Source organism: Streptosporangium sp. NPDC049046 (genome assembly GCF_040649155.1).
GTDB lineage: Bacteria > Actinomycetota > Actinomycetes > Streptosporangiales > Streptosporangiaceae > Streptosporangium.
This window is the reverse complement of record NZ_JBEZEZ010000003.1, coordinates 225,727-246,262: the sequence shown is the minus strand read 5'-3', so window position 1 is coordinate 246,262 and position 20,536 is coordinate 225,727. Positions and strand designations below refer to the sequence as shown.

27 protein-coding genes are annotated in these 20,536 nt (G+C 67.1%); 19 read left to right on the top strand and 8 right to left on the bottom strand.

Features of this window, described 5'->3' with window-relative positions; translation table 11 throughout:
- Positions 1 to 22 precede the first annotated feature (22 nt).
- From AB0B96_RS05560 to AB0B96_RS05545, 4 genes are all read left to right on the top strand, one after another.
- On the top strand, positions 23 to 1,408 hold the full coding sequence (locus AB0B96_RS05560) for a hypothetical protein (RefSeq protein WP_362896764.1): 1,386 nt from the start codon (positions 23 to 25) through the stop codon (positions 1,406 to 1,408).
- A 251-nt stretch (positions 1,409 to 1,659) separates the two neighbouring features.
- Complete coding sequence (locus AB0B96_RS05555) at positions 1,660 to 1,929, top strand: hypothetical protein (protein WP_362896763.1); 270 nt, start codon at positions 1,660 to 1,662, stop codon at positions 1,927 to 1,929.
- A gap of 82 nt (positions 1,930 to 2,011) precedes the next feature.
- Complete coding sequence (locus AB0B96_RS05550; protein ID WP_362896762.1) at positions 2,012 to 2,533, top strand: DUF6879 family protein; 522 nt, start codon at positions 2,012 to 2,014, stop codon at positions 2,531 to 2,533.
- Positions 2,534 to 2,586: 53 nt separating this feature from the next.
- Positions 2,587 to 3,333 (top strand): DUF6082 family protein, encoded by a 747-nt coding sequence (locus AB0B96_RS05545; protein ID WP_362896761.1) that lies wholly within the window; start codon positions 2,587 to 2,589, stop codon positions 3,331 to 3,333.
- A gap of 15 nt (positions 3,334 to 3,348) precedes the next feature.
- On the opposite strand, the gene AB0B96_RS05540 is transcribed toward AB0B96_RS05545, so the two are convergent.
- On the bottom strand, positions 3,349 to 4,098 hold the full coding sequence (locus AB0B96_RS05540; RefSeq protein ID WP_362896760.1) for an ATP-binding protein: 750 nt from the start codon (positions 4,096 to 4,098) through the stop codon (positions 3,349 to 3,351).
- Complete coding sequence (locus tag AB0B96_RS05535) at positions 4,095 to 4,520, bottom strand: hypothetical protein (protein WP_362896759.1); 426 nt, start codon at positions 4,518 to 4,520, stop codon at positions 4,095 to 4,097. Before AB0B96_RS05535 ends, AB0B96_RS05540 begins: the two co-directional genes overlap by 4 nt.
- Positions 4,521 to 4,980: 460 nt before the next feature.
- Between AB0B96_RS05535 and AB0B96_RS05530 the strand changes: the two genes are divergently transcribed.
- From AB0B96_RS05530 to AB0B96_RS05515, 4 genes are all read left to right on the top strand, one after another.
- The gene (locus AB0B96_RS05530) at positions 4,981 to 5,802 is read left to right on the top strand and encodes a helix-turn-helix transcriptional regulator (protein WP_362896758.1); all 822 of its coding nucleotides are present in this window, start codon (positions 4,981 to 4,983) and stop codon (positions 5,800 to 5,802) included.
- Entirely contained in the window at positions 5,793 to 6,005 is a 213-nt protein-coding gene (locus AB0B96_RS05525; RefSeq protein ID WP_362896757.1) for a DUF397 domain-containing protein, read from the top strand. Before AB0B96_RS05530 ends, AB0B96_RS05525 begins: the two co-directional genes overlap by 10 nt.
- 86 nt (positions 6,006 to 6,091) lie before the next feature.
- Positions 6,092 to 6,304, top strand: coding sequence for a DUF397 domain-containing protein (locus AB0B96_RS05520; RefSeq protein ID WP_362896756.1), 213 nt, complete (start codon positions 6,092 to 6,094; stop codon positions 6,302 to 6,304).
- Positions 6,305 to 6,391: 87 nt separating this feature from the next.
- The gene (locus tag AB0B96_RS05515) at positions 6,392 to 6,604 is read left to right on the top strand and encodes a DUF397 domain-containing protein (protein WP_362896755.1); all 213 of its coding nucleotides are present in this window, start codon (positions 6,392 to 6,394) and stop codon (positions 6,602 to 6,604) included.
- A 40-nt stretch (positions 6,605 to 6,644) separates the two neighbouring features.
- Here AB0B96_RS05515 and AB0B96_RS05510 read toward each other — a convergent pair whose 3' ends face one another.
- Positions 6,645 to 6,809: a hypothetical protein gene (locus AB0B96_RS05510; protein ID WP_362896754.1), complete on the bottom strand. Its 165-nt coding sequence runs from the start codon at positions 6,807 to 6,809 to the stop codon at positions 6,645 to 6,647.
- Between the two features lie 123 nt (positions 6,810 to 6,932).
- Positions 6,933 to 7,676 carry an MBL fold metallo-hydrolase gene (locus AB0B96_RS05505; RefSeq protein WP_362896753.1) on the bottom strand — a complete coding sequence of 248 codons (744 nt, stop codon included), beginning with the start codon at positions 7,674 to 7,676 and terminating at the stop codon, positions 6,933 to 6,935.
- 193 nt (positions 7,677 to 7,869) lie between these two features.
- On the opposite strand from AB0B96_RS05505, the gene AB0B96_RS05500 reads away from it, so the two are divergent.
- Entirely contained in the window at positions 7,870 to 8,040 is a 171-nt protein-coding gene (locus tag AB0B96_RS05500; RefSeq protein ID WP_362896752.1) for a hypothetical protein, read from the top strand.
- A 339-nt stretch (positions 8,041 to 8,379) separates the two neighbouring features.
- Positions 8,380 to 8,676, top strand: coding sequence for a hypothetical protein (locus AB0B96_RS05495; protein WP_362896751.1), 297 nt, complete (start codon positions 8,380 to 8,382; stop codon positions 8,674 to 8,676).
- 229 nt (positions 8,677 to 8,905) lie between these two features.
- Here AB0B96_RS05495 and AB0B96_RS05490 read toward each other — a convergent pair whose 3' ends face one another.
- Positions 8,906 to 9,535 carry a TetR/AcrR family transcriptional regulator gene (locus AB0B96_RS05490; RefSeq protein WP_362896750.1) on the bottom strand — a complete coding sequence of 210 codons (630 nt, stop codon included), beginning with the start codon at positions 9,533 to 9,535 and terminating at the stop codon, positions 8,906 to 8,908.
- A gap of 144 nt (positions 9,536 to 9,679) precedes the next feature.
- Between AB0B96_RS05490 and AB0B96_RS05485 the strand changes: the two genes are divergently transcribed.
- The 6 genes from AB0B96_RS05485 (at position 9,680) to AB0B96_RS05460 (ending at position 16,404) form a co-directional block, all read left to right on the top strand.
- Positions 9,680 to 10,291 carry a hypothetical protein gene (locus AB0B96_RS05485; RefSeq protein ID WP_362896749.1) on the top strand — a complete coding sequence of 204 codons (612 nt, stop codon included), beginning with the start codon at positions 9,680 to 9,682 and terminating at the stop codon, positions 10,289 to 10,291.
- A 26-nt stretch (positions 10,292 to 10,317) separates the two neighbouring features.
- Positions 10,318 to 11,250: a type II CAAX endopeptidase family protein gene (locus AB0B96_RS05480; protein ID WP_362896748.1), complete on the top strand. Its 933-nt coding sequence runs from the start codon at positions 10,318 to 10,320 to the stop codon at positions 11,248 to 11,250.
- Positions 11,251 to 11,522: 272 nt separating this feature from the next.
- Positions 11,523 to 14,600, top strand: coding sequence for an FG-GAP-like repeat-containing protein (locus tag AB0B96_RS05475; protein ID WP_362896747.1), 3,078 nt, complete (start codon positions 11,523 to 11,525; stop codon positions 14,598 to 14,600).
- Between the two features lie 177 nt (positions 14,601 to 14,777).
- Positions 14,778 to 14,987, top strand: a complete 210-nt coding sequence (locus AB0B96_RS05470) for a hypothetical protein (RefSeq protein ID WP_362896746.1) — start codon at positions 14,778 to 14,780, stop codon at positions 14,985 to 14,987.
- Positions 14,984 to 15,355 carry a MerR family transcriptional regulator gene (locus AB0B96_RS05465; protein ID WP_362896745.1) on the top strand — a complete coding sequence of 124 codons (372 nt, stop codon included), beginning with the start codon at positions 14,984 to 14,986 and terminating at the stop codon, positions 15,353 to 15,355. Before AB0B96_RS05470 ends, AB0B96_RS05465 begins: the two co-directional genes overlap by 4 nt.
- A gap of 35 nt (positions 15,356 to 15,390) precedes the next feature.
- Positions 15,391 to 16,404: a zinc-binding dehydrogenase gene (locus AB0B96_RS05460; RefSeq protein WP_362896744.1), complete on the top strand. Its 1,014-nt coding sequence runs from the start codon at positions 15,391 to 15,393 to the stop codon at positions 16,402 to 16,404.
- Between the two features lie 128 nt (positions 16,405 to 16,532).
- Here the strand turns inward: AB0B96_RS05460 and AB0B96_RS05455 are convergent, their stop codons facing one another.
- Together AB0B96_RS05455 and AB0B96_RS05450 are read right to left on the bottom strand one after the other, a co-directional pair.
- The gene (locus AB0B96_RS05455; protein WP_362896743.1) at positions 16,533 to 16,742 is read right to left on the bottom strand and encodes a hypothetical protein; all 210 of its coding nucleotides are present in this window, start codon (positions 16,740 to 16,742) and stop codon (positions 16,533 to 16,535) included.
- Positions 16,743 to 16,883: 141 nt separating this feature from the next.
- Positions 16,884 to 17,009: a hypothetical protein gene (locus tag AB0B96_RS05450; protein WP_362896742.1), complete on the bottom strand. Its 126-nt coding sequence runs from the start codon at positions 17,007 to 17,009 to the stop codon at positions 16,884 to 16,886.
- Positions 17,010 to 17,036: 27 nt separating this feature from the next.
- Here AB0B96_RS05450 and AB0B96_RS05445 point away from each other — a divergent pair, with 27 nt between their 5' ends.
- Positions 17,037 to 18,278, top strand: a complete 1,242-nt coding sequence (locus AB0B96_RS05445; RefSeq protein ID WP_362896741.1) for a transposase — start codon at positions 17,037 to 17,039, stop codon at positions 18,276 to 18,278.
- Between the two features lie 197 nt (positions 18,279 to 18,475).
- Here the strand turns inward: AB0B96_RS05445 and AB0B96_RS05440 are convergent, their stop codons facing one another.
- Complete coding sequence (locus AB0B96_RS05440) at positions 18,476 to 18,904, bottom strand: MerR family transcriptional regulator (protein WP_362896740.1); 429 nt, start codon at positions 18,902 to 18,904, stop codon at positions 18,476 to 18,478.
- A 28-nt stretch (positions 18,905 to 18,932) separates the two neighbouring features.
- Here AB0B96_RS05440 and AB0B96_RS05435 point away from each other — a divergent pair, with 28 nt between their 5' ends.
- Complete coding sequence (locus AB0B96_RS05435; protein WP_362896739.1) at positions 18,933 to 19,619, top strand: methyltransferase domain-containing protein; 687 nt, start codon at positions 18,933 to 18,935, stop codon at positions 19,617 to 19,619.
- 119 nt (positions 19,620 to 19,738) lie between these two features.
- A complete protein-coding gene (locus AB0B96_RS05430) occupies positions 19,739 to 20,407 on the top strand; it encodes a DNA alkylation repair protein (protein ID WP_362896738.1) in 669 nt (222 codons plus the stop codon).
- The last annotated feature ends 129 nt before the right edge of the window (positions 20,408 to 20,536 follow it).

Genomic DNA, 20,536 nt, shown 5'->3' with positions numbered 1-20,536 from the left:
CCGCGATGAGAAGGACAGGGTCATGAGATCTGAGAACCACGCCGGGACGCCGGGACGCCGGACCAGACGGTCGTTGCCGCTGCTGGTCGGGGCGGGAGCCGTCTCGGTGTCGGTGGCGGTGCTCGGACTCACCCTGATCGACGCGCCCGACGGCCAGGACCGGGGCCCGCTCGCCGGGGCGTCGGCCGACGCCGACAGTGCGTGGGCCGCGGGACCTCCCGCGACGGCCGCGCGGGTGCCGTGGGAGGGCGGCCCCGCCTACTACGGGCGATTCGTCGCACCGACGGCGGCGGGCTGGACGAAATCGTCGTTCTTCCCGGTGGGCGTCTGGTTCGAGTCCGTGATCACCCAGGGCGACGTGGACAAGGACCGGGCCGCCGGGATCAACACCTACGTGGAGCTGACCGAGACCAGCGACATGGCGCTGGTGCGCAGGAACGGCATGTCGGCGCTGACCCGCACCCCTCTGCCCGGCTACGGCAACGAGACGGTGGGCTGGCTGCTCAACGACGAGGTCGACATGTGGGCGAAGGCGGGAGACGCGCAGTGGACCGGCAAGCACCCCGGTGAGGGCTCCCTGTGCGTGCCCGAGGACAGGGGATGCGGTTTCACCGTGCTGCGTACCCGCAAGGAGGAGGTCCCGAAGGGCGACGGCAGGATGCACTACGCCAACTACGGCAAGGGCGTGATGATGTGGGAGAGGGACGCGGACGCCGCCACGTTCGTCAACCGCTTCACCGACGTCGTCTCCTCCGACGTCTACTGGTACACCAGCGCGAGCGTCTGCCTGGACGGGCAGAACTTCCTCTCCCTGCCGGCCTCCAGGTGCCGCAGGGCCGCCAACTACGGCGCCGTCCTCGACCGCCAGCGCGAACTGGACGCGCTGGACGGCCGTCGCCAGCCGATCTACGGCTTCGTCGAGGTCGGCTGGCCCGCCGAGAACGACACCCGGGCGATCCGGCCGGAGCAGGTGACGGGCGCGGTGATGAGCTCGCTGATCCACGAGGCCAGGGGCATCATCTACTTCAACCACAACTTCGGCGGGCCGTGCCACTCCCAGCACGTGCTGCGTGAGGGGTGCGGAAAGGAGGTCAGGCCCGCGGTTGCCGAGATCAACCGGCGGATCGGGCAGCTCGCCCCGGTGCTGAACACCCAGTCGTACGCGCACCGCTTCGGCCCCGGCCTCGACACCATGCTGAAACATCACCAGGGCTCGTACTACGTCTTCGCGATGCTCGACGCGACCACCTCCCCCGGCAGGCGCATCTTCACGCTGCCGCGCGGGCTGCGGGCCGCCCACGCCGAGGTCCTCTTCGAGAACCGGACGGTCCCCGTCGACGCCCAGGGCAGGTTCACCGACTCCTTCGCCGCCGAACACTCCCACCACATCTACCGGATCACGCCGTAGCGCCCCTGGCACTCACCAGGTAGGACGCCAGAACACCCGGCCGCTGCAGGGGCGGCCGAGGCCTGCCAGGTGCGCCGTCTCGCTGTTTGAATTTACGTCACGCCAGGACACGAGTCGGGAGTGAATATACCTGATCGGCCGCTACCGACGAGATTTTCACCAACCTTTCGGCATGCGGAAAGGTAGGCGATTAGACGGCTACGTGAGAAACTCGATGAGTCGTGTCGGTGGGACGCAGGGGAAGGCTGATTATGGCTCGACCGTGGGAAGTCGACCTGAAGGCGACCTTTAGGCGTCGGTTGGGGAAGACGGCCGCTGAGCTGGGCAACAGTCGTACCACGAACGACTGCCCTGATATCTGGGAGCTCGACAACGGCGACATCGCGATTGTGGGACACGATGTGACGTCGGCATTCAGCGACCGGCTTCCCGGGGACGTGCGGATAGGGGCCGATGAGCGGCTGGTGGTAATACCGGGAAACATGCTGCGCGCCGCTAAAGGTGACATTCCGGATGCTTGATTGTATTTGGGATGCCCCTGGAAAGGTTCTTGACCGTTCCGCGTATCACGCTCAGCGCCAACGGGAGTCGGTGCGGCTCACCATGCCGATCTGGAAGCTCGAACGGTCTCAGTTCTTTCGAGAACCGGATGACGATCCAAGTTGGCAGGCGTTCGTGGCCGGCGACTGGGATCGAGCGCTCGCGGCGTTCGAAGGCGACCGGCCTGCGGCTCGAGCAGAGGCGGAGGGATACGCGAAGCAGGGGAGCGAGTTGCGGCGACTGCGGATCGTCGAGTCCCCCGTGACGCCGTACGTTCAGTGGGAATGCCACTGGTTCAAGATCCTCGCAGAGGAGGGCACGGCCATCCGCGTACTCGGCGCGAAGGAGGTCGCCACGTGGGAGCGAGAGAGGCCGCTCCCCGAACTCGTCGTCGACGAACACGCGATCTACCACGTCACCTATGACGATGAGTGGAGAGCGGCCGGAGCGCGCCGCATCGACGATTCGCACCTGATGCGAGAGGCGACAGCGGAAATCGCGCGACTCTGGTCGCTGGGAGAGCCTTTCCTCGATTACTTCCATCGAGAGGTCGCACCCCTGGCGCCTCCGACGCAGAGCCGGTGAGGTAACGGCTCCATGAAATGGCGGTGAGAACGGGTCGCCGAAGAGCGAATCGGTTGCTTCTGACCCTTGTGGTGCTGCTGGTCGTGCTCGTGGCCGTTGGTCTGATCGGTGCCTCGCCGATCGCGCTCGGGTTGTTCGAGGGGGCCACCGACCGATGGGAGCGACTGAGCTTCATAGGGCAGACGTACGGCGCGGCATCGGCGATCCTTTCGGTCCTCGCGCTGATAGGTGTCGTTGGGGCACTCACCTTCCAGGCGCGAGAAACCAAACTCGCCCGCGAGGAGGCACGCCGACAGGCGATCAGTGATCTCCTGAAGATGGCGATGGAAGATCCGGACCTTGACGAGTGCTGGGGGCCGGTGCCACCCCCGGCCGATCCCAAGACGCGGAAACAACAGTTGTACGTGAATATGATCGTCGCCGAATGGGCGATGTCGTTCGAGATGAAGACGCTCAGAGAACCGCGGTTACGCCTGATCGCCAATGAGATGTTCCAGGGTGACGTAGGGCGCTCGTACTGGCAGGTGGCGCGGGTGGCCCGTCTCTCCACCTCGGCGAGTCGGACGGAACGTCGCTTCCACGAGATCCTGGATGAGGAGTATCGCCGTTCGACGCCCTCGGGACGAGGAGAAGTTTCTGGTCCGGCATCACGGAAAGCAGGTGATCGCCTCCCTGAAAGGGAACGTGTTCTCTGGATGAGCGTCGGAGCGGGTACGGCCGCTCTCGTCTGCTGTCTCCTACGTGGTGGTCTGCGAAGGCGCTCTGTTCGCATCGGCGCTGATGAGCCTGGCAAGTCATGAGCGGTCACCACTGGTTCAGAAAGCGGGCTGGACACCTCGTGGGGGTAGGTGCCAGCGGGCCCAGACGGTTTTGCCGGGGCGGTCGGGCAGTGGGGTGACGCCGTGATCGTGGGCGAGGGCGCCGACGATCGCGAGGCCGCGGCCGTGGGTGGCCTCGGCGTCCAGGGTGAGGTGGCGCGGCTGCCCGGTGCCCCGGTCGGTGACCTGGATCTGGAACTCGTCAGGGCTCGCCCACAGGGAGAGCCTGACCACGGGCTCGCCGTGGACGATCGCGTTGGCGAGCAGCTCACCTGCCACCAGGACGGCATCGTCGGTGAGGTGGTGCAGTGCCCAGGCGGCGAGAGTCTCGCTCACCATGGCGCGGGCCTTGCCGACGATCGGCAGGTCGTGCGGCAGGTCCCAGCAGACGGTGCGTGGGTCGCCGGCAAGCTGTGAGTCGTCCGGTGCCGGTGGGGTGTCCGGGGTCTCGGGCATGGCTTCTCCTCGGGGTGGCGGTGTGGTGTCCTCGGCCTCGCGCATCAGGGCGCGTAGTTCGTCGGCGGTGCGGGCTCGCACGATGAGGGGTTCGGGGGCGGGCCAGAGGGCGACGGCGTGGAAGTGCCGGGTGCCGGTGCCGTACCAGACGGCCCAGGCGGGCTCGATCTGGTCCAGCTGCTCGGCGGCGGCGCGCTCGGCCAGGTCCCAGATCCGGGAGTCGACCCCCTCGGTGGCGGTCCCGCGCCGGTGCCGCCCGCCCTGCCGGGGCTGGGGGACGCGCTCGTTCATGTCGTCGCTCCCTGCCGGTACGGGGCGTGCTTGCCGGAGGGGGTGCGAATGCTCGGCGGTCGTCCTCGCCGGTACGGCACGGGAGCCGTGACCCCGGGCTGCTCCGGTCGCCGATGCCGACCGGGGGAAACCGTCACGGACCGCGCGGGGAGAGCGGCGAAGGCCGTGGGGCCGGGGATCGCGCGGATGGGCGTTGAGACGGGTGGCCGGCTGGAGAGGTTGAGGCGGCGGCGGACGGTCATCCGGGCGTGGACCTGCGCGGGGGTGGGCTGCTCCCAGTGGTGGCGGGCGCGGTGCGGGAGGCTGGCGGCCTCGTGCGCGTACGGAGGATGACCGCACCACCGGCAACCGAGCGGCATCGGCGGACGGTCGGCGTGCCAACGGACCCTGATCGGCCTGGGGTTTCCTCTAGGGTGATGCATCAGATCGGACCTCCACTGTCCGGTCGAGGGGCTTGTCATGGCGTGTCGTGCCGTGGCAAGCCCCGCTTTGTTTTGGGGTATTAGGGGCAACAGAGCGAGGTATTTCCGTCTTGCGCGAAGTGACTGCTGTTCACGGGGTGAGGCTTACTCGGCGGTGACAGGTGTGTGTCTGGAAGAGGCGTGAGCCGTGCCTAGGGTGCGTTTTCCAGTGAATCGACGGACATTTTCACTCCTCTTATCCGGACATACCTGGTGATTTTTTCGACGGCAGCAGGAATCCGCTCTCCGTGCGCAAGACAGGGCCGCTCCGGCGGCTTTTCCGCTCTCCCGAACCTCTTCACAGGGTGCCCTCGGGTGACTACTTTGGGTATCGAAAGTCGAGGCACATCAGCGTGACAGTTTGTGGAAAGCTGTGTTTTTTGTGCCACGATGTGGAATCCCCCAGCTGGACGGAGCTGAAATGCCGAAGAACCCAAAAATAAACCCCAAAAACGAAAAGTGGGCTCTCTTTGGCGCGGAGCTCCGCAAGTATCGAAAAAAGGCAAAAATGACCCAGAACGAACTGGCCGAGGTGACCCAGTTCAGCAGGAGTCTGCTGAGCTTCACCGAGAGAGGTGAGCGCAAACCCGGCCACAACCTGGCGCAACGCTGCGATGACGCTCTGGGGGCGAACGGAGAGCTCCTCCATTGCTGGACGCACATCACCCACGCGGCGAGCCCTCGATGGTTCCGTGACTGGCTCGACATCGAACCGGAAGCGCACGTCCTGCATACCTGGCAACCGCTCGTCGTGCCCGGTCTTCTCCAGACCGAGGAGTACGCGCGGGCGGTTATCCGTGGGGAGCCTGGCATAACCGACAAGCAGGTGGAAAAGGCCGTCGCGGCTCGCATGGAGCGGCAGAAGATCTTGCTGCGATCTACGCCGCCTATGCTCTGGGTTATCCTCGACGAAGGGGTTCTTCACCGCCCGATCGGTGGAGAAGAGGTCATGCAACACCAACTCCAGTATCTTCTGGAAATGGCCGAGCGGCCGCGGATCGGTATCCAGATTCTTCCTTTGGTGCGGGGATCGACCACGGGGACTTCGGGAGGATTCGTGATCGCCCAGATTCCAGGAAATCCGGATATGGTATATGTCGAGTCTGTAACGCGCGGGCATGTGGCAAATCGGCCAGAAGATGTCGAGGCTGTCCGTGTTCGGTACGACACCATCCGGGCTGAGGCAAGCCCTCAGTATGTCTCGATCGAATTGATCAGAGAGGCGGAGAGGCTATGGACCTGAGTGATGAGTTGAAGAGCGCAGCCTGGCGTAAGGCCACCAAGAGTGCGTCAAACCAGGGTGACTGCCTGGAGGTGGCTCCGTTGTCGGGGGGCAGGGTGGGCCTGCGGGATACGGAGGCTCCGGAGCGGGCGCCGTTCGTGGTGAGCGCGAGCGTGTGGGATGCCTTCATCGACGGCGCCAAAAAGGGCGAGTTCGACTTCTAGTCCCGATCTCGGAACGAGGGAAGGCTCTCGATCATCGCCAAGGGCTTTCCCGTTCATACCGTCAGCGGCGGAGAGGTGGAGAAGCCATGGGCCTGAACGATGAGCTGAAGATCGCGGCCTGGCGCAAGGCCACCAAGAGTGGCCCCAACGGTGGGGACTGTCTTGAGGTGGCTCCGTTGTCGGGTGGTCGGGTGGGTCTGCGGGATACGGAGGCCCCGGAGCTGGCGCCGTTCGTGGTGAGTGCGAGTGTGTGGGACGCGTTCATCGACGGCGCCAAGAAGGGCGAGTTCGACTTCTGATTCTCGCTCCCTGTCGTAGGGGAAGCTCCCGGTCGTTGCTGGGAGCTTTCCCGTGCGCCGTTATCCGAGTGGAGAGGCGGAGAGACCGTGGACCTGAGTGATGAACTGAAGAGCGCGGCCTGGCGTAAGGCCACCAAGAGTGGATCCGACCAGGGGAACTGCCTGGAGGTGGCTCCGTTGTTCGGTGGTCGAGTGGGCCTGCGAGACACGGAGGCTTCGGAGCTGGCGCCGTTCGTGGTGAGTGCGAGTGTGTGGGACGCGTTCGTGGACGGCGCGAAGAAGGGCGAGTTCGACTTCTGACTCCGCTCCCGGAGCCCTCCATGAGGATGGTCGCGTTGAGTCAGATCCTGCTCATGCTGATCTCCATGAGCTTGTGCGCTCTGACCTCGGCGGCGAGCTGCTCCATCGCGGCGGACTTCTCATCATCCGATTGCACGGGCAGTCCCGCAGCCTGGCGCCGCTCCCGCGCCCGCTGCTTCACCTCGTCCCAGTTGACCGCGCTCATTCGTACTCCCTGTCAGTCGGCTCCGCTAACTGTCCCGAAGATGATGATCGGTGCCATCGAAGTGCGCCGCATTCCGGAAGCCGGAAAACCACGCGAGGCGTTGGAAGCCCGAGGAGACCTTCCTCAGGAAAGATCGATGGCGAGGCCGGAGGTGGCGATGCCGAGCTCGCCGTCGTATTCGGCCCCGGCGGCGGCTCGCGCGGCTGTGGCGTCTGTACCCGGCTGCAGGTGAGTCAGCAACAGGTGCCTGACGTCGGCCTCCTTGGCCTGTCGGCCCGCCTGGCGGGCGCTCGACAGGTTGTGCCGCGAAGCCTCAGGGACCCGGTCCGCATAGGTGGCCTCGGCCAGGAACAGGTCGGCGCCGCGCGCCAACTCCACCACCTCGGGGCTCGGGCCGGTGTCGCCGGTGTACGCGAGCACCCGCTCGCCCGCCGTCAGTCGTACGCCGGCATTGGGCACCGAGTGCGGCAGCAGACGGGTCCGCGCGTGGAACGGGCCGATGTCGATCCGGTCGCCGGGGGTGAACTCGCGCAGGGCATGGGCGTCGGCCAGCATTTCCGGGCGGTCCAGCGCGAGCACCGCGTCCAGGGCGCCGGGCAGTGCGTACACCGGCAGGGGAGGCGGCGGATCGTCACGGAACGCGCGCGCCCGCAACAGCGGGTTCAGGTCGGCGCAGTGATCGGGATGTCCGTGACTGACGAACACCGCGTCGACCTGATCGGCGGTGATCCGTTCCAACAGCCGCGGTACCGTCGCGTACCCGGGGTCGACGAGCAGCCTGAACCCGTCGTGCTCCACGAGATAACCGCTGCAGGCCTGGCCCGCTCCCGGCCACGCGCCGCATCCGCCAAGGATTGTCAGCAGCATCCACGAACCCTAACCGCGCCGACCGTGGCGCGTCCGCAGGAGTTCCGACGAGGAATTCCGGTCGCGTACGGCTCGGACCGGCCGAAGTCGAGCAGGACGGAGAACTTCGGTTCCTCCCAGTGACTTACAAGTGGGTTTGCAGAAGCCCTTGGTTTGATCCTGGAGCAGCACACAGCGATGGAAAGGGATTCAAATGAGGACTTTTGTCAGGCGTACGGTCGCCCTCGCCGCCACCACCACCGCGGCGCTGATGATCGTCGGTTTCGCGACCGCGGGCGCCGCCCAGGCCAAGCCGCGCGAGCTTGACTGGTATCCGTGTGTCATCGACGGCAAGCCGATGATGTGCTCCGACGGTCCTTTCTAGCACTCACCAGGACGGCCGCCGAAGTGGCAGGGGGAGTGTCCGGCCATGTTCGGAAGCTGAAAAGGCGTCCCGGTCACCCCTGACGAAGCCCCGCTCCTCGCACCTCGGAGGAGACGGGGCTTCAGCGTGTGCCGCCGCTCGAAAGCCCGGGGGAGGACCGGACGGACGGCGAAGTCGTCATTGTCGCCGGCGGGTGAGGTGCTTCCACCTCCTCGGCTGAGAGACGGTGCCAGGTTTTCGGGTTCGAGGGATGGCCACTGTCGGACACGCTTGGTTGCCGGTGAGTCACCAAGGGTATGTCGTAGCACGTTGCCAAACCCCCGCGAAAAGGCATTTCCTATGACCTTCCCCCGCACGACCATCACCCGCGCCGCCCTACTTCTGACGGTTCTCGCCGCACCGTTCGTCATCCCGGCCACCGCGCACGCCGACAGCCACTACGTCTGCGCGGGCGGCACCCGCTTCCAGCTCTCGGAGATGCTCGGCTACCACGTGCTGGCGAACCGGTGCACCGGCAGCGGGACCGAGAGCCCAGTCGTGATCACCATTACCTCCGGCTACTACGCGGGCGAGCACTTCTGCCGGCAACTCCTCGCCCACGGACCGGAGCTGGTCAGCGGCATGCAATGCACCTGAGCCGGACAGCCTGCTGCCTCTTGCACCGCCACCACGACCGGGCGTTCGAGGTCGCTGCCGGGCCCGGCGGGACGACATGCTCCGGCACCGCACCGGTGGTGCCCGATGATCTGCTGCGAAACGACTGACGCAGAGGCCGACAACGCGTTCGAACGCCCCTAGCGGGCGCACGACCTCGTGTGCTTGAGAGTCGCGCGTGCCGTCCTCGGTGTCGATGGGGCGGGCGCCGTCAGTGTTCGGACTGCTCCTCGGCCCCGGTGCGGCCGCTCATGACGGCGTCGACGGCCATGCGGAGCGTGTCGGTCTCGAATTCGAGTCGCGAGGCGGCGGCGGGAAGCGCGCGCTCGACGAGAAGGCCGTTGAGGACGGATGCCAGGAACCGTGCGCGTCGCTCGACGTCGTTCGCCGGGATCGCGCCTTCGTCGGCGAGGACGGTCAGCCAGCGCTCGATGCGGTGCAGGCCCAGTCGCTCCAGCGAACGGTATGTAGCGACCTGATCATCCGTCGGGTCGGGCGCGATGTACGTCTCGTGGACCGTGCGCCAATACTCGCGCGCCCGGTTTCCGGTACCGACCTGTGAAAGCAGTTGTCGCAGGCACTCGACGAGGCGCTCCGCCGGCGCTCGTTCGATGTCGAGGATGGGATCGTCGGGGATGTCGATGTCGTAGATGCCGGCGACGACGGTGTCGATGAGCTCCCGTTGCGTCGGGAAGAAGTGGCGAAGCGAACCCATGCTGACGCCTGCTCGCGCGGCGACTCCTCGAACGCTCAGCCGAGCGCCCGGGTCCTCTCCGAGCATGGTCGCCGCGGCGATCAGGATCCTGTCGCGGGTGTCTCGTTTCGGTGGACGGTCGGTCATCGTCGGAACCTCCTCACACCCCATTTCTAGCACAGTGTGCTAGCTTCAATGAACTAGCACAGCGTACTAGTGATGGTGTGACCGAAGACAGGAGGTTCTCGGGTGGCGTTCGGAGGATGGCGCAACCGTCGCGCGGCACGGCGCGTGCGCCCTGGCAATGGCGAGCCGCTGCCGCGCTTCCGCTGGTGGCAGCTGCTGAGCAGGTCGGTGCGCACGCTGGCGCTTCGCGCACCGGACGGCACCGTGTCCACCTACGCGGTCGACGTCCGTCAGATGGGTGATCGCGACGACGGCGCGGTACGCGCGCGGCTCTACCGCGACGGCGCACTCGTTTCGCTCTCGACGACGCCGGCCCGCTTCCCCGTGCCGGGCGGTCACATCGAGGTCGTCGTCGGCACCTACGGCTTACGACGCTGCCACTACGTGCGGGCCGACGGCACTGAGGCGCAGTTGACGCCCCATCCCGCCTCCGCCGAGGGGCGACGCGCTCACCTGCATCGGACACACCCGGGGCTGAGCCGCCTCGTCGGCGTCGTCTCGACACTGCTCGTGCTCGTCGGGATCTGCGTGGCCGTGCCACAACTCGTCGAGACCATCTCGCACATTCCGCCCGTGGCGGATGCGCTCGGGACATTCGATCTCCCCGTGCACATCCCGGTCGAGGCGAACATCGCCGTCGGCATCGCGGCGGTCGCGGGCAGCACCGAGCGCGCACTGCGACTGCGTTCGAACTGGCTCGACTCTCTCGCGAGCTGACCATGAGGACCGTGAGGAAGGACATCATGACGAACACCACCGAGGGTTGGCTCCTCCGAGCCGACAAGCCCGAACACTCGCCTCGCGTGCCTGTCGACGTCGAATACCACCGCGTCTACGCGGGTGACAAGCGCCGGATCCCGCGCGGCATCCTCGCGATCGTGCTGCTGTTCGCCGGGCTCATCGGCTTCGCGCAGCTGTTCCTGATCGCCGCCGCCGTCATCGACGCGCAACTCCTCGGCCGTACGGGCTTCACTCCGCTGCGACAAGCCGCCGGCGCGCTCTCGCTCGCCGTGCTCATCCCCTACAGCATGCTGCTGCAGCGCCTGCTCTACGGTGTGCCCGCAGGTTCGCTGCACTCCGTTTCAGGACGTTTCCGCTACGGCGTCCTCGGCCGCTCGCTGCTCGCCTTCGGACCGCTGCTCCTCCTCGTCGTCTCCGTCGGGTTCTTCCTGGTGCCCGGTGAGGCGGTCCCCTGGACGACCGCCGATCTCGTCGCGTTCATCGTCATCAGCGCGCTGCTCAGCCCGCTGGCGGCGGCCGGCGAGGAGTACGGACTGCGGGGCCTGATGTTCCGCGTCGTCGGCGGCTGGACCCGCGGCGCCCGCTCCGGGGCGATCCTCGGCACCGTCGTCACGACCGTACTGTTCTCGCTCTTCCACGGCACGCTCGATCCCTACCTGCTCACCTCGTATCTCGTGCTGTTCTCGGCGCTGGCGATCGTCACCTGGCGCACCGGCGGGCTTGAGGTCGCCGTCGTGCTGCACGCCGTCTACAACGCCACGGCGTTCGTCCTCGCCACGACACTCCATCTCGACCTCGGCGGAGCCCTCGACAGTCGTGGCGAGACGGTCGGTTCGGTCGAGAACCTGGTGCCGAGCGCCGGGCTTGTCGTCATCACCGCGATCATCTGGTGGATGACCCGGAAATCGGGTCCGGCACGCACGCCTTCGACGTGACGTGAGGCGGCACAAGCCGACCTGAGACGCTAACACGCGGCCACGAACGATTGTTCATTTTTCGGCCATAACATGGAAATTCTGCCCTGATTTCATGCGCATGTGGAAACGCCGCAAAAGCGTAAGCGTCCACGTTGAGTCCAGCAGGTGAGACGCTCATGAATCGAATCAGTCCAGCAGGGGGAAATTTCCCAGGCCGTCCGGCGGACGGCTTATCCGGAGGCGAAAGGAAAGGGTATCGGCGGCCGCCAGGTCGCGGATGGGGCAGGGTCGTGGTGGCGATTCTGGTCACGATGTCGCTGGTCGTGAACCTGGCGCAGACGGCCGAGGCCGCCGACGACTCGCTGCCCTCCAGCTACACGCTCAGCATCCCGTTGCCCGACAGAACCGACCTCGTCAAGCTCCGGGCCAAGGCGACGGAGCTCAACAACCGCAATCCTCTCCTGAGCGACTCGATTTACGAGGACAGGGCCCTCTATTCGATCCGGCCCCCGGCCGGGCAGTTCATCGTCGAGTATGACTTCGACGGCACCTTGTCGGTGACGGAAACCCATCTTTCGCTCACGATCACGCCGGTCGGAGCGCAGGCCGCGGACCTGAGCTACTGGCAGCAGATCGTCCTGATCGGCGCGTCCCTCCTCGCGGGCTGGGCGACTCGTATCCTGTGCGAGGGGGCTCTCGCCGGCGTCGTCACGCCGGTGTTCGCTGCGGTGGTATGTGTGGTCCTGGGTAATTTCATCGCGGCCTGGATCCCTCAGGCGGTGAATCTCATCGTCAAGGGCCAAGACAGCAACATCGGAGACTGGGCCTTGGCATTCGGCGTCGCCTTGCTGGCCGCCGGAGCAGGAGCCGTCTGGGAGGGCGGGGGCAACGTATGGGCCCGCACCGTGCTCCCTGGACATCTTCGGCAGATGGGCGCGTGGCTGGTCGACAGGGGCCGGAGCTTCACGGGCTGGTTGAGGCCTCTCGGTAACGGCATGGAGAACCTGGGGCGGGATATCGACCTGGGCGCCCTCGACTTCTCCAACCGGCTCGCCGAGAGGGTGAGCGCCGGCGCCGGTGTCGCCAGGACGAACCTTCGGGTCATGCCGCTGGGCGACTCGATCACCGTGGGCTACGGAGGGGTCGGCAACAGCACCGAAGAATACGTCGGTTACCGGCGCGAACTGCTGAGCCAACTGCGGGCGGACGGCCACTCGGTGGACTTCGTGGGTTTTCAGAACTCGGGCGCGGGTCTCATCTCCGACACCAACCACGAAGGCCATGGCGGCTGGCGGATCGAACAGATCGACAGGATCACCGAATGCAGTATCCGCCGCTGGCGGCCCAACGTGGTCACGCTGCACGTCGGCACCAACGACATGAATCAGAACTACGACGCCGGGACCGCCCCCGCCCGGCTCACCCGGCTGATTCGTAAGATCACCGACCTCGCTCCGGAGACCACCGTGCTGGTCTCCCGGCTCGTGCCGTCGACGGACGCGGCGATCAACGCGCGGATCCAGCGGTTCAACGGGGCGATCCCGACCATCGCCCTGACCCTCGCCGCCGAGGGCAGACGGGTCCGGGCCCTCGGCATGGACGTCATCGCCGGCACCTCCGCCGACATGCGGGACCGGCTCCATCCCAACCAACCCGGCTACGACAGGATGGCCGGCACCTTCCGCATGGCGATCAGCGGTGCGATCCACGACCGTGTCATCGCCAACCCGGTCGCCGGCAACACCGGGTCGTGCGACGTCCCCCCGCCCCCCAGCCCTTCGGCGGGCTGGAACCACGTCGAACAGATCTCCGCGGGGTACGGCTACCCGCGTGACTGGGTGCGTTTCGCGGACATGGACGGTGACGATCGCGACGACTATCTGATCCTCCAGGACGAGGGAGAGCTCCGGGGGTGGCTGAACGACGGTGACGGCCGAAGTTGGACGTGGCGGGGTGAGCTGAACCCGGGGTACGGCTACCCGCGTGACTGGGTGCGTTTCGCCGACATGGACGGTGACAACCGGGACGACTACGTGATCCTCCAGGACAAGGGAGAACTCCGGGCCTGGCTGAACAACGGCGTCGGCCAGAGCTGGACGTGGAAAGGCGAACTCGCGGGTTACGGCTATCCCCGTGACTGGGTGCGTCTGGAGGACATCAACGGCGACGGTCTCGACGACTACGTGGTCATCCAGGACGAGGGCCAGCTTCGCGCCTGGGTGAACAACGGTGCCGGTAAGGGCTTCACGTGGCAGGGCGAGATCAACGCGGGCTACGGCTACCCTCGCGACTGGATTCGCCTGGAGGACATCAACGGTGACAGGAAGGTCGACTACCTCGTCGTCCAGGACAACGGTCAGGTCCGCGCCTGGCTCAACGACCTCGACGGCAAGGGGTGGATCTGGCAGGGCGCCGTCATCGGCGACGTCGGGGTCGACCGCGACAACGTGAGACTCGCCGACGTCAACGGCGACAGGAAGGCCGACTACCTCGGGATCGGCCCCTTGGGCCAGATCGGCGCCTGGTTCAACGACCGCTACCCCGGTGGCCCCACCCCCGGCAACCCGACGCCGATTGATCCCGGTCCGGAGCCCGGTAGTCCCTCGGCGGGCTGGAACCACGTCGAACAGATCTCCGCGGGGTACGGCTACCCGCGTGACTGGGTGCGCTTCGCCGACATGGACGGCGACAACCGTGACGACTATCTGATCCTCCAGGACGAGGGAGAGCTCCGGGGGTGGCTGAACGACGGCGACGGCCGGAGCTGGACGTGGCGGGGTGAGCTCAACGCGGGGTACGGCTACCCGCGTGACTGGGTGCGCTTCGCCGACATGGACGGTGACAACCGGGACGACTACGTGATCCTCCAGGACCTCGGCCAGGTGCGGGCCTGGCTGAACAACGGCATCGGCCAAACCTGGACGTGGCGGGGCGAACTCAACCCGGGCTACGGCTACCCCCGCGACTGGGTGCATCTGGAGGACATCAACGGCGACGGTCTCGACGACTACGTGGTCATCCAGGACAAGGGGGAGCTCCGGGCCTGGTTGAACAACGGCCCCGGCAAGGGCTGGACCTGGCAGGGCGAGATCTCCGCGGGGTACGGCTACCCCCATGACTGGGTGCGCCTGGAGGACATCAACGGCGACAGGAAGGTCGACTACCTCGTCGTCCAGGACAACGGCCAGGTCCGCGCCTGGTTGAACAACGGCCCCGGCAAGGGCTGGACCTGGCAGGGCGGCGTCATCGGCGATGTCGGGGTCGACCGTGGGAACGTGAGGCTCGCCGACGTCAACGGCGACAGGAAGGCCGACTACCTCGGGATCGGCCCCCTGGGCCAGATCGGCGCCTGGTTCAACAACCGCTGACGATAACGGGCCTGATCACTACGTACAGGAAGAGCGCGGGGGCTCGACGAGCCCCCGTGCTCTTACGTGCGTGGAGAAGTCGCGGACCTGGGTGATGAGCCGAAGAGCGCGGCCTGGTGCAAGGCACCGAGAGCGGATCCGACCGGGGCGACTGTCTTGAGGTGGCTCCGTTGTCAGGTGGGTCTGCGGGATACGGAGGCTCCGGAGCGGGCGCCGTTCGTGGTGAGTGCGAGCGTGCGGGACGCGTTCGTGGACGGCGCGAAGAAGGGCGAGTTCGGCTTCCAGCTGTCGCGGGGCAGCAGGTTCGCGACGCCCGTCGTTGTTCTCGGGTGTGCCGCGGAATGGTGGGAAGCTCGTGGCGACCTCGTGGGTTGGGATCGAGCGTGAGGATCGGTGAGGCAGCCAGGATCAGTGGCGTCAGCGCCAGGTCGCTGCGGTTCTACGAGGACGAAGGTCTCATCGTCCCGGGCAGGTGCGGGAATGGGTACCGCGACTACTGCGGCTCCACCATCGACCGAGTGGTCGTCATTCGCCTGCTGCTGGATTCGGGACTGTCCGTGCGACTGATCAGGGACGTACTGCCTCACGTCACGGGCGAATCCATAGGTCGCGATCAGCTGTGCGAAGAGTTCCTGGTCGAGGTCCGGCACTATCGCGATCGGCTCAAGGACCGCGTTGCCGCGCTCACCGCTCAATTGTCGGCGCTCGACGCGTTTCTGGACGAGAGTCCACACCGGCAGAAGCGAACGACTTGACCTTGACGCCTGCGTGAGGCTTCTACGTTCCGGGGATGGACATCGAGAACGTGACATCCGCCGAAACGATGCGTGCCCTGGTGCAACATTCACACAGCGGCCCGAAAGACCTGGCCCTGGTGGTCGACCATCCGCGTCCCATCGGTCCGGGTCCGGGTGACTACATGATCCGGGTGGGTGCGGCGGGGATCAACTTCGCGGACGTGATGCAGACTCGTGGAACCTACGCCGGTGGGCCGCGTCCGCCCTACGTGGCCGGCTTCGAAGCAGCCGGTGAGATCGTCGCCACCGGTGCCGAGATCGACGATCCGCTCCCGGTCGGCGCCCATGTCATAGGAGTCGGTCCCGCTGCCTTCGCCGAGTACATGCTGATGCCGGCCACGGGTGTCCTCCCTGTTCCTTCGGGGTGGAGCGACGCCGAAGCCCTGGGCATGGTGCTGAACTGGGCGACGGCCCTCGCGGCGCTGCGGCCGCTGGGCGAGCTCAAGGCCGGTGAGGTGGTGCTCGTCCATGCCGCCGCGGGAGGCGTGGGACAGGCCGCCGTCCGCCTCGCCCGTCACTACGGGGCCCACGTCATCGCCACCGCGTCGCCGGCGAAGCACGACGACGTCAGAGCGCTCGGAGCCGACGTGGTTCTGGATCCCTCCCGCGGCGATCTGGCCGAGGAGATCCTGCGCCGGACCGCCGGTGTCGACCTGGTGCTCGAGTCGGTCGGCAAGGCCACCTTCGAGGCCGGTTTGTCGGTGACCAGACCCTTCACCGGCCGAGTCGTCGTCTTCGGTGCTGCCTCCGGCGACGCCCGCCTGACAACCCACGACCTGGTCTTCACCCATCGGGTGCAGATCAAGGGACTCCACATCGGCTCGTTGGCCGAGGCGGCACCCTCCATCTACCGGGGGTTGCTCGACGAGATCGAGCGATTGATCGCGCGGGGTGTCTATCTGCCCGGCACCCCTCAGGTGCATCCTCTCGCCGAGGGGCCGATGGTCCTTCAGGAGTTCGGGGCAGGTCTGCCCCGCGGCAAGCACGCCCTGGATCCGAGGCGCTAGAGGAGCGCGAGGTGACTCACCGCGATGCTCATCTGGCCCCGGAGGGTCGGCGGCGCCTCGTCGAACGCCGCCGAACACGTCCGATCGCGCATGTCACCACCGAGCCGGGCATTCACGCGTGAGAGCGCTCATTCCACCCACTCGTAGCCCGAGTAGAGGGTGCCGCCGAACCAGAGGAAGCGGCCGGCGCTGTCGACGTAGCGGTAGCTCTGCGCTTCGACCTTCGTCTGGTGCCAGCCGGGACCGCAGGGGGTGTAGGTCATGTTGATGCTGGGTCCGGTGAGGCCGAACTCGTCTCTGCCCGTCGTGCCCTCCACCTGGTTCGAGGTCGCGCACACCTCCCACACGCCGCGGGACGCGTTCGGTTTCTGCCGAAATGCGGGCCAGTACTCCGGCCTTCAGGACAGAGGTGAAGGCTCGCGCGGGAGTGCCCGCTAGGGCGCAAGCGTGCCCTGATCTGCCTGGTCTTGCTGCTCGGCTCACCAGGTGTAGGACACCAGGACGGCGCCGGGCTCCCCGTTGTGCTCCACCATGGTGGGTTCGCCGGTGAAGTGGGCGACGTCGATCCGGTGCCCCAGGTGGTCGCGGAGTTGTCGAACGCTCATGCGTTCCGTCATGAAACCCTTAGTGCCGTGCAGCTTCGTTACCGGTACCGGCTCTACCCGGACGCCGCTCAGCGCCAGGCGCTGGCGCGGGCGTTCGGATGCGCGCGAGTGGTGTTCAACGACGGGCTGCGAGCCCGTCAGGACGCCCACCGGGCGGGCTTGGCCTACCTGTCCGACGCGGAGTTGTCCCAGCGTCTGAGCGCCGCGAAGGCGACGCCGGAGCGCGCCTGGCTGGGCGAGGTGTCGGCGGTGGTTCTTCAGCAGGCGCTGGCCGACCTGAACACCGCGTACCGTAACTTCTTCGCCTCGATCACCGGTAAGCGCCAGGGGCCGAAGGTCGGCCCGCCCCGGTTCCGGTCGCGCAAGGATAATCGCCAGGCGATCCGCTTCACCCGCAACGCCCGGTTCACAGTCACGGCGGGCGGGAGGTTGCGCCTGCCGAAGATCGGTGAGGTGGTGGTGCGCTGGTCGCGCTCGCTCCCCTCGGAGCCCTCGTCGGTGACGGTCATCAAGGACGCGGCGGGCAGGTATTTCGCCTCGTTCGCGGTCGAGACCGGTGACGAGCCGTTGCCCGAGGTCGTCGACGAGGTTGGCGTCGATCTGGGGCTGACGCATTTCGCGGTGCTGTCGGACGGTCGGAAGATCGACAACCCGCGCCTCCTGCGGCGCGCGGCCAAGAAGCTCCGCAAGGCGCAAAAGGCCCTCAGCCGCACAGCGAAGGGGTCGAACAACCGCGCCAAGGCCGTCGTCAAGGTCGCCCGCGCGCACGTCCGGGTGGCTGATGCGCGCCGGGACTTCGCCCACAAGCTCTCCACCCAGTTGATCCGCGAGAATCAAGCGGTGTACGTGGAGGACCTGTCGGTGAAGGGCCTGGCCCGCACCCGGCTGGCCAGGTCGGTGCACGACGCGGGCTGGTCGGCCTTCGTCGGGATGCTGGAGTACAAGGCGAAACGGTACGGCCGGACCTTCGCCAAGATCGACCGGTGGTTCCCCTCCTCCAAAATGTGCTCGCAGTGCGGGAGCGTCGCCACCGCCATGCCGCTGGACGTCCGATCGTGGATTTGCCTGTGCGGGGCTGCCCACGACCGTGACGTCAACGCGGCGATCAACATCCTGGCCGAGGGCCGACGGACCGTCGCCGCTGGACGGAAACCCGCCGCTGAGACGCGGCGGGAGGCGGAGACGTTAAACGCCTGTGGAGGTGACGTAAGACCACCGCTCGCGGTGGCGGACGCCGATGAAGCAGGTAGCCACAGAGGTGCCGCATGACGCGGCACGGGCTGATTCCCCGGCTCTTCAGGTCGGGGAGCGCGTCAACTCAAGCGGATATTCGAGAAGGTGAAGGTGTCGACCCGCGGTGAACTCACCGCGAAGATCTTCGCCGACCACTACAAGGAGACGATGCACCCGGACTTCGCCCTCGACCTGTGAGGCGTTCGTCGCGGCGGGGAAAGCCGAGCGGGCCTTCAGGGGGCAGGCGTGTCCGGCCGCGTCCGGTCCGCGTCCGTCGCGGGAGACGGCGGCAGCCGGTCGGTCAGAAGACTTTGGAAGTGCGGGCACGTCATGAGGTCGTCGTGCGGGCATTCCAGGCCGCCCTCCAGCATGTCGAGCGCGACCTGTGCTCGGGCGATCCGGGTCAGCAACCTCTCGCGGTGATGGGCCATCACCTCGTGGCGAGCCGGTGCGGACCGGGCGGTCAGCATGGTCCGGATGTCCGCGAGTCCGAAGCCCGCCTCCTTCGAGATCAGGATCGCCGCCACCCGGTGCAGGTCCGCGTCGGTGTAGCGGCGGCGGTCGCCCGCGCGGGCCGGTGTCATCAGCCCTTCCGCCTCCCAGTGGCGCAGCACGTGTGCCGGTAACCCGAACTGAGCCGCCACCTCGCCAATTGACTTCATGCCGACATTAAGTCGCACAATGACGCCCATGTCCACGTTACTTAGTGTTCTTGACGCCTATGACGACCTGCCTCAAGCCATCGACCTGCGGGAACGCACGTACCAGGCGCTGGGCGACACCGTCGTCGACGTCGGCTGCGGGAGCGGGCGCGCCGTCGGCGAGCTGGCCGCCCGTGGGGTGAGGGCGATCGGCGTCGACCTGGACCCCGCCATGATCAAGATAGCCGCCGGGCGTCGGCCCGCGGGCGAGTTCCGTCTCGCCGACGCCACCGCCCTGCCTCTGGACGACGGCTCGGTCACCGGCTACCGCGCCGACAAGGTCCTGCACACCCTTGCCGAGCCCGAGCGAGCCGTCGCCGAGGCCCGCCGCGTCCTGGCGAGGAACGGCCGCGCGGTGCTCGTCGGCCAGGACTGGGACACCCTCGTGATCGACTCCGACGACCCCGACCTCATCCGCACGCTCGTGCACGCTCGCGCGGACGTCGTGCCGAGCCCTCGGGTCGCCCGCCGACACAGGAACCTCCTGCTGGAGAACGGGTTCGTCGACGTCACCGTCGAGGTCCACACGATCGTGTGGACGGGCACCGAGGGCCTGCCGGTGCTCGCCACCCTGGGCGAAGGCGCCTGGCTCGACGACCAGGCCGCGCGGGCACGCGACGACCGGCTGTTCGTCGCCATCCCGTTCTTCCTCGCCTCCGGGACCCGCGCCGACTGAGCACGCGGTCGCCGGACGGGGAAACCGCCCTCCTCGCCGGTGGCCGCCGAGCCGGAACGTACGAAAATGACAGAGGGCCGTCGTAGGCTGATCCTCGCCCGTGACGGAGGGAGCCCGAGGTGGCCGAGACGACGGTGGCCGACGTGATGGCCGAGCTGGCCGAGCTCGAGGACCCGAGGATGCGCGAGGTGAACGAGAGACACGGTGACGATCACGGTGTGAACCTCGGCAGGCTGCGCGCGATCGCGAAGCGGCTGAAGACGCAGCAGGAGCTCGCGTGCGGGCTCTGGGAGACCGATGACACCGCGGCGAGACTGCTCGCGCTCCTGATCTGCCGCCCGAAGGCGTTCGGACGTGACGAGCTGGACGCGATGGTGCGCGAGGCGCGCGCACCGAAGGTGCACGACTGGCTCGTGAACTACGTGGTGAAGAAGAGCCCGCACTCCGAAGAGCTGCGGCTCGCCTGGCTGGCCGATCCGGATCCGGTGGTCGCGAGTGCGGGGTGGGCGCTCACCGTCGAGCGCGTGGCGAAGAAGCCCGAGGTCCTCGACCTCGTAGGACTGCTCGACGTCATCGAGGCGGAGATGAAAGGCGCCCCTGATCGCCTGCAGTGGGCGATGAACCACTGCCTGGCCCAGATCGGGATCGAGCACGCCGAGCACCGCGCCCGCGCGATCGACATCGGTGAGCGCCTGGAGGTGCTCAAGGACTATCCGACCTCCCCTGGCTGCACGTCTCCGTTCGCGCCCGTCTGGATCACCGAGATGGTGCACCGGCAGGCACGCTGAGGCGGTGACCCGTCCGGCGAGCCACTTCCGACCCCCGATCTCGTGATACGGAGGGCTCTCGGTCACGGTCAAGGACTTTTCCGTCCGTGCCGTCGGCAGCGGAGAGGCGGAATGGGATCAGCGATGGAG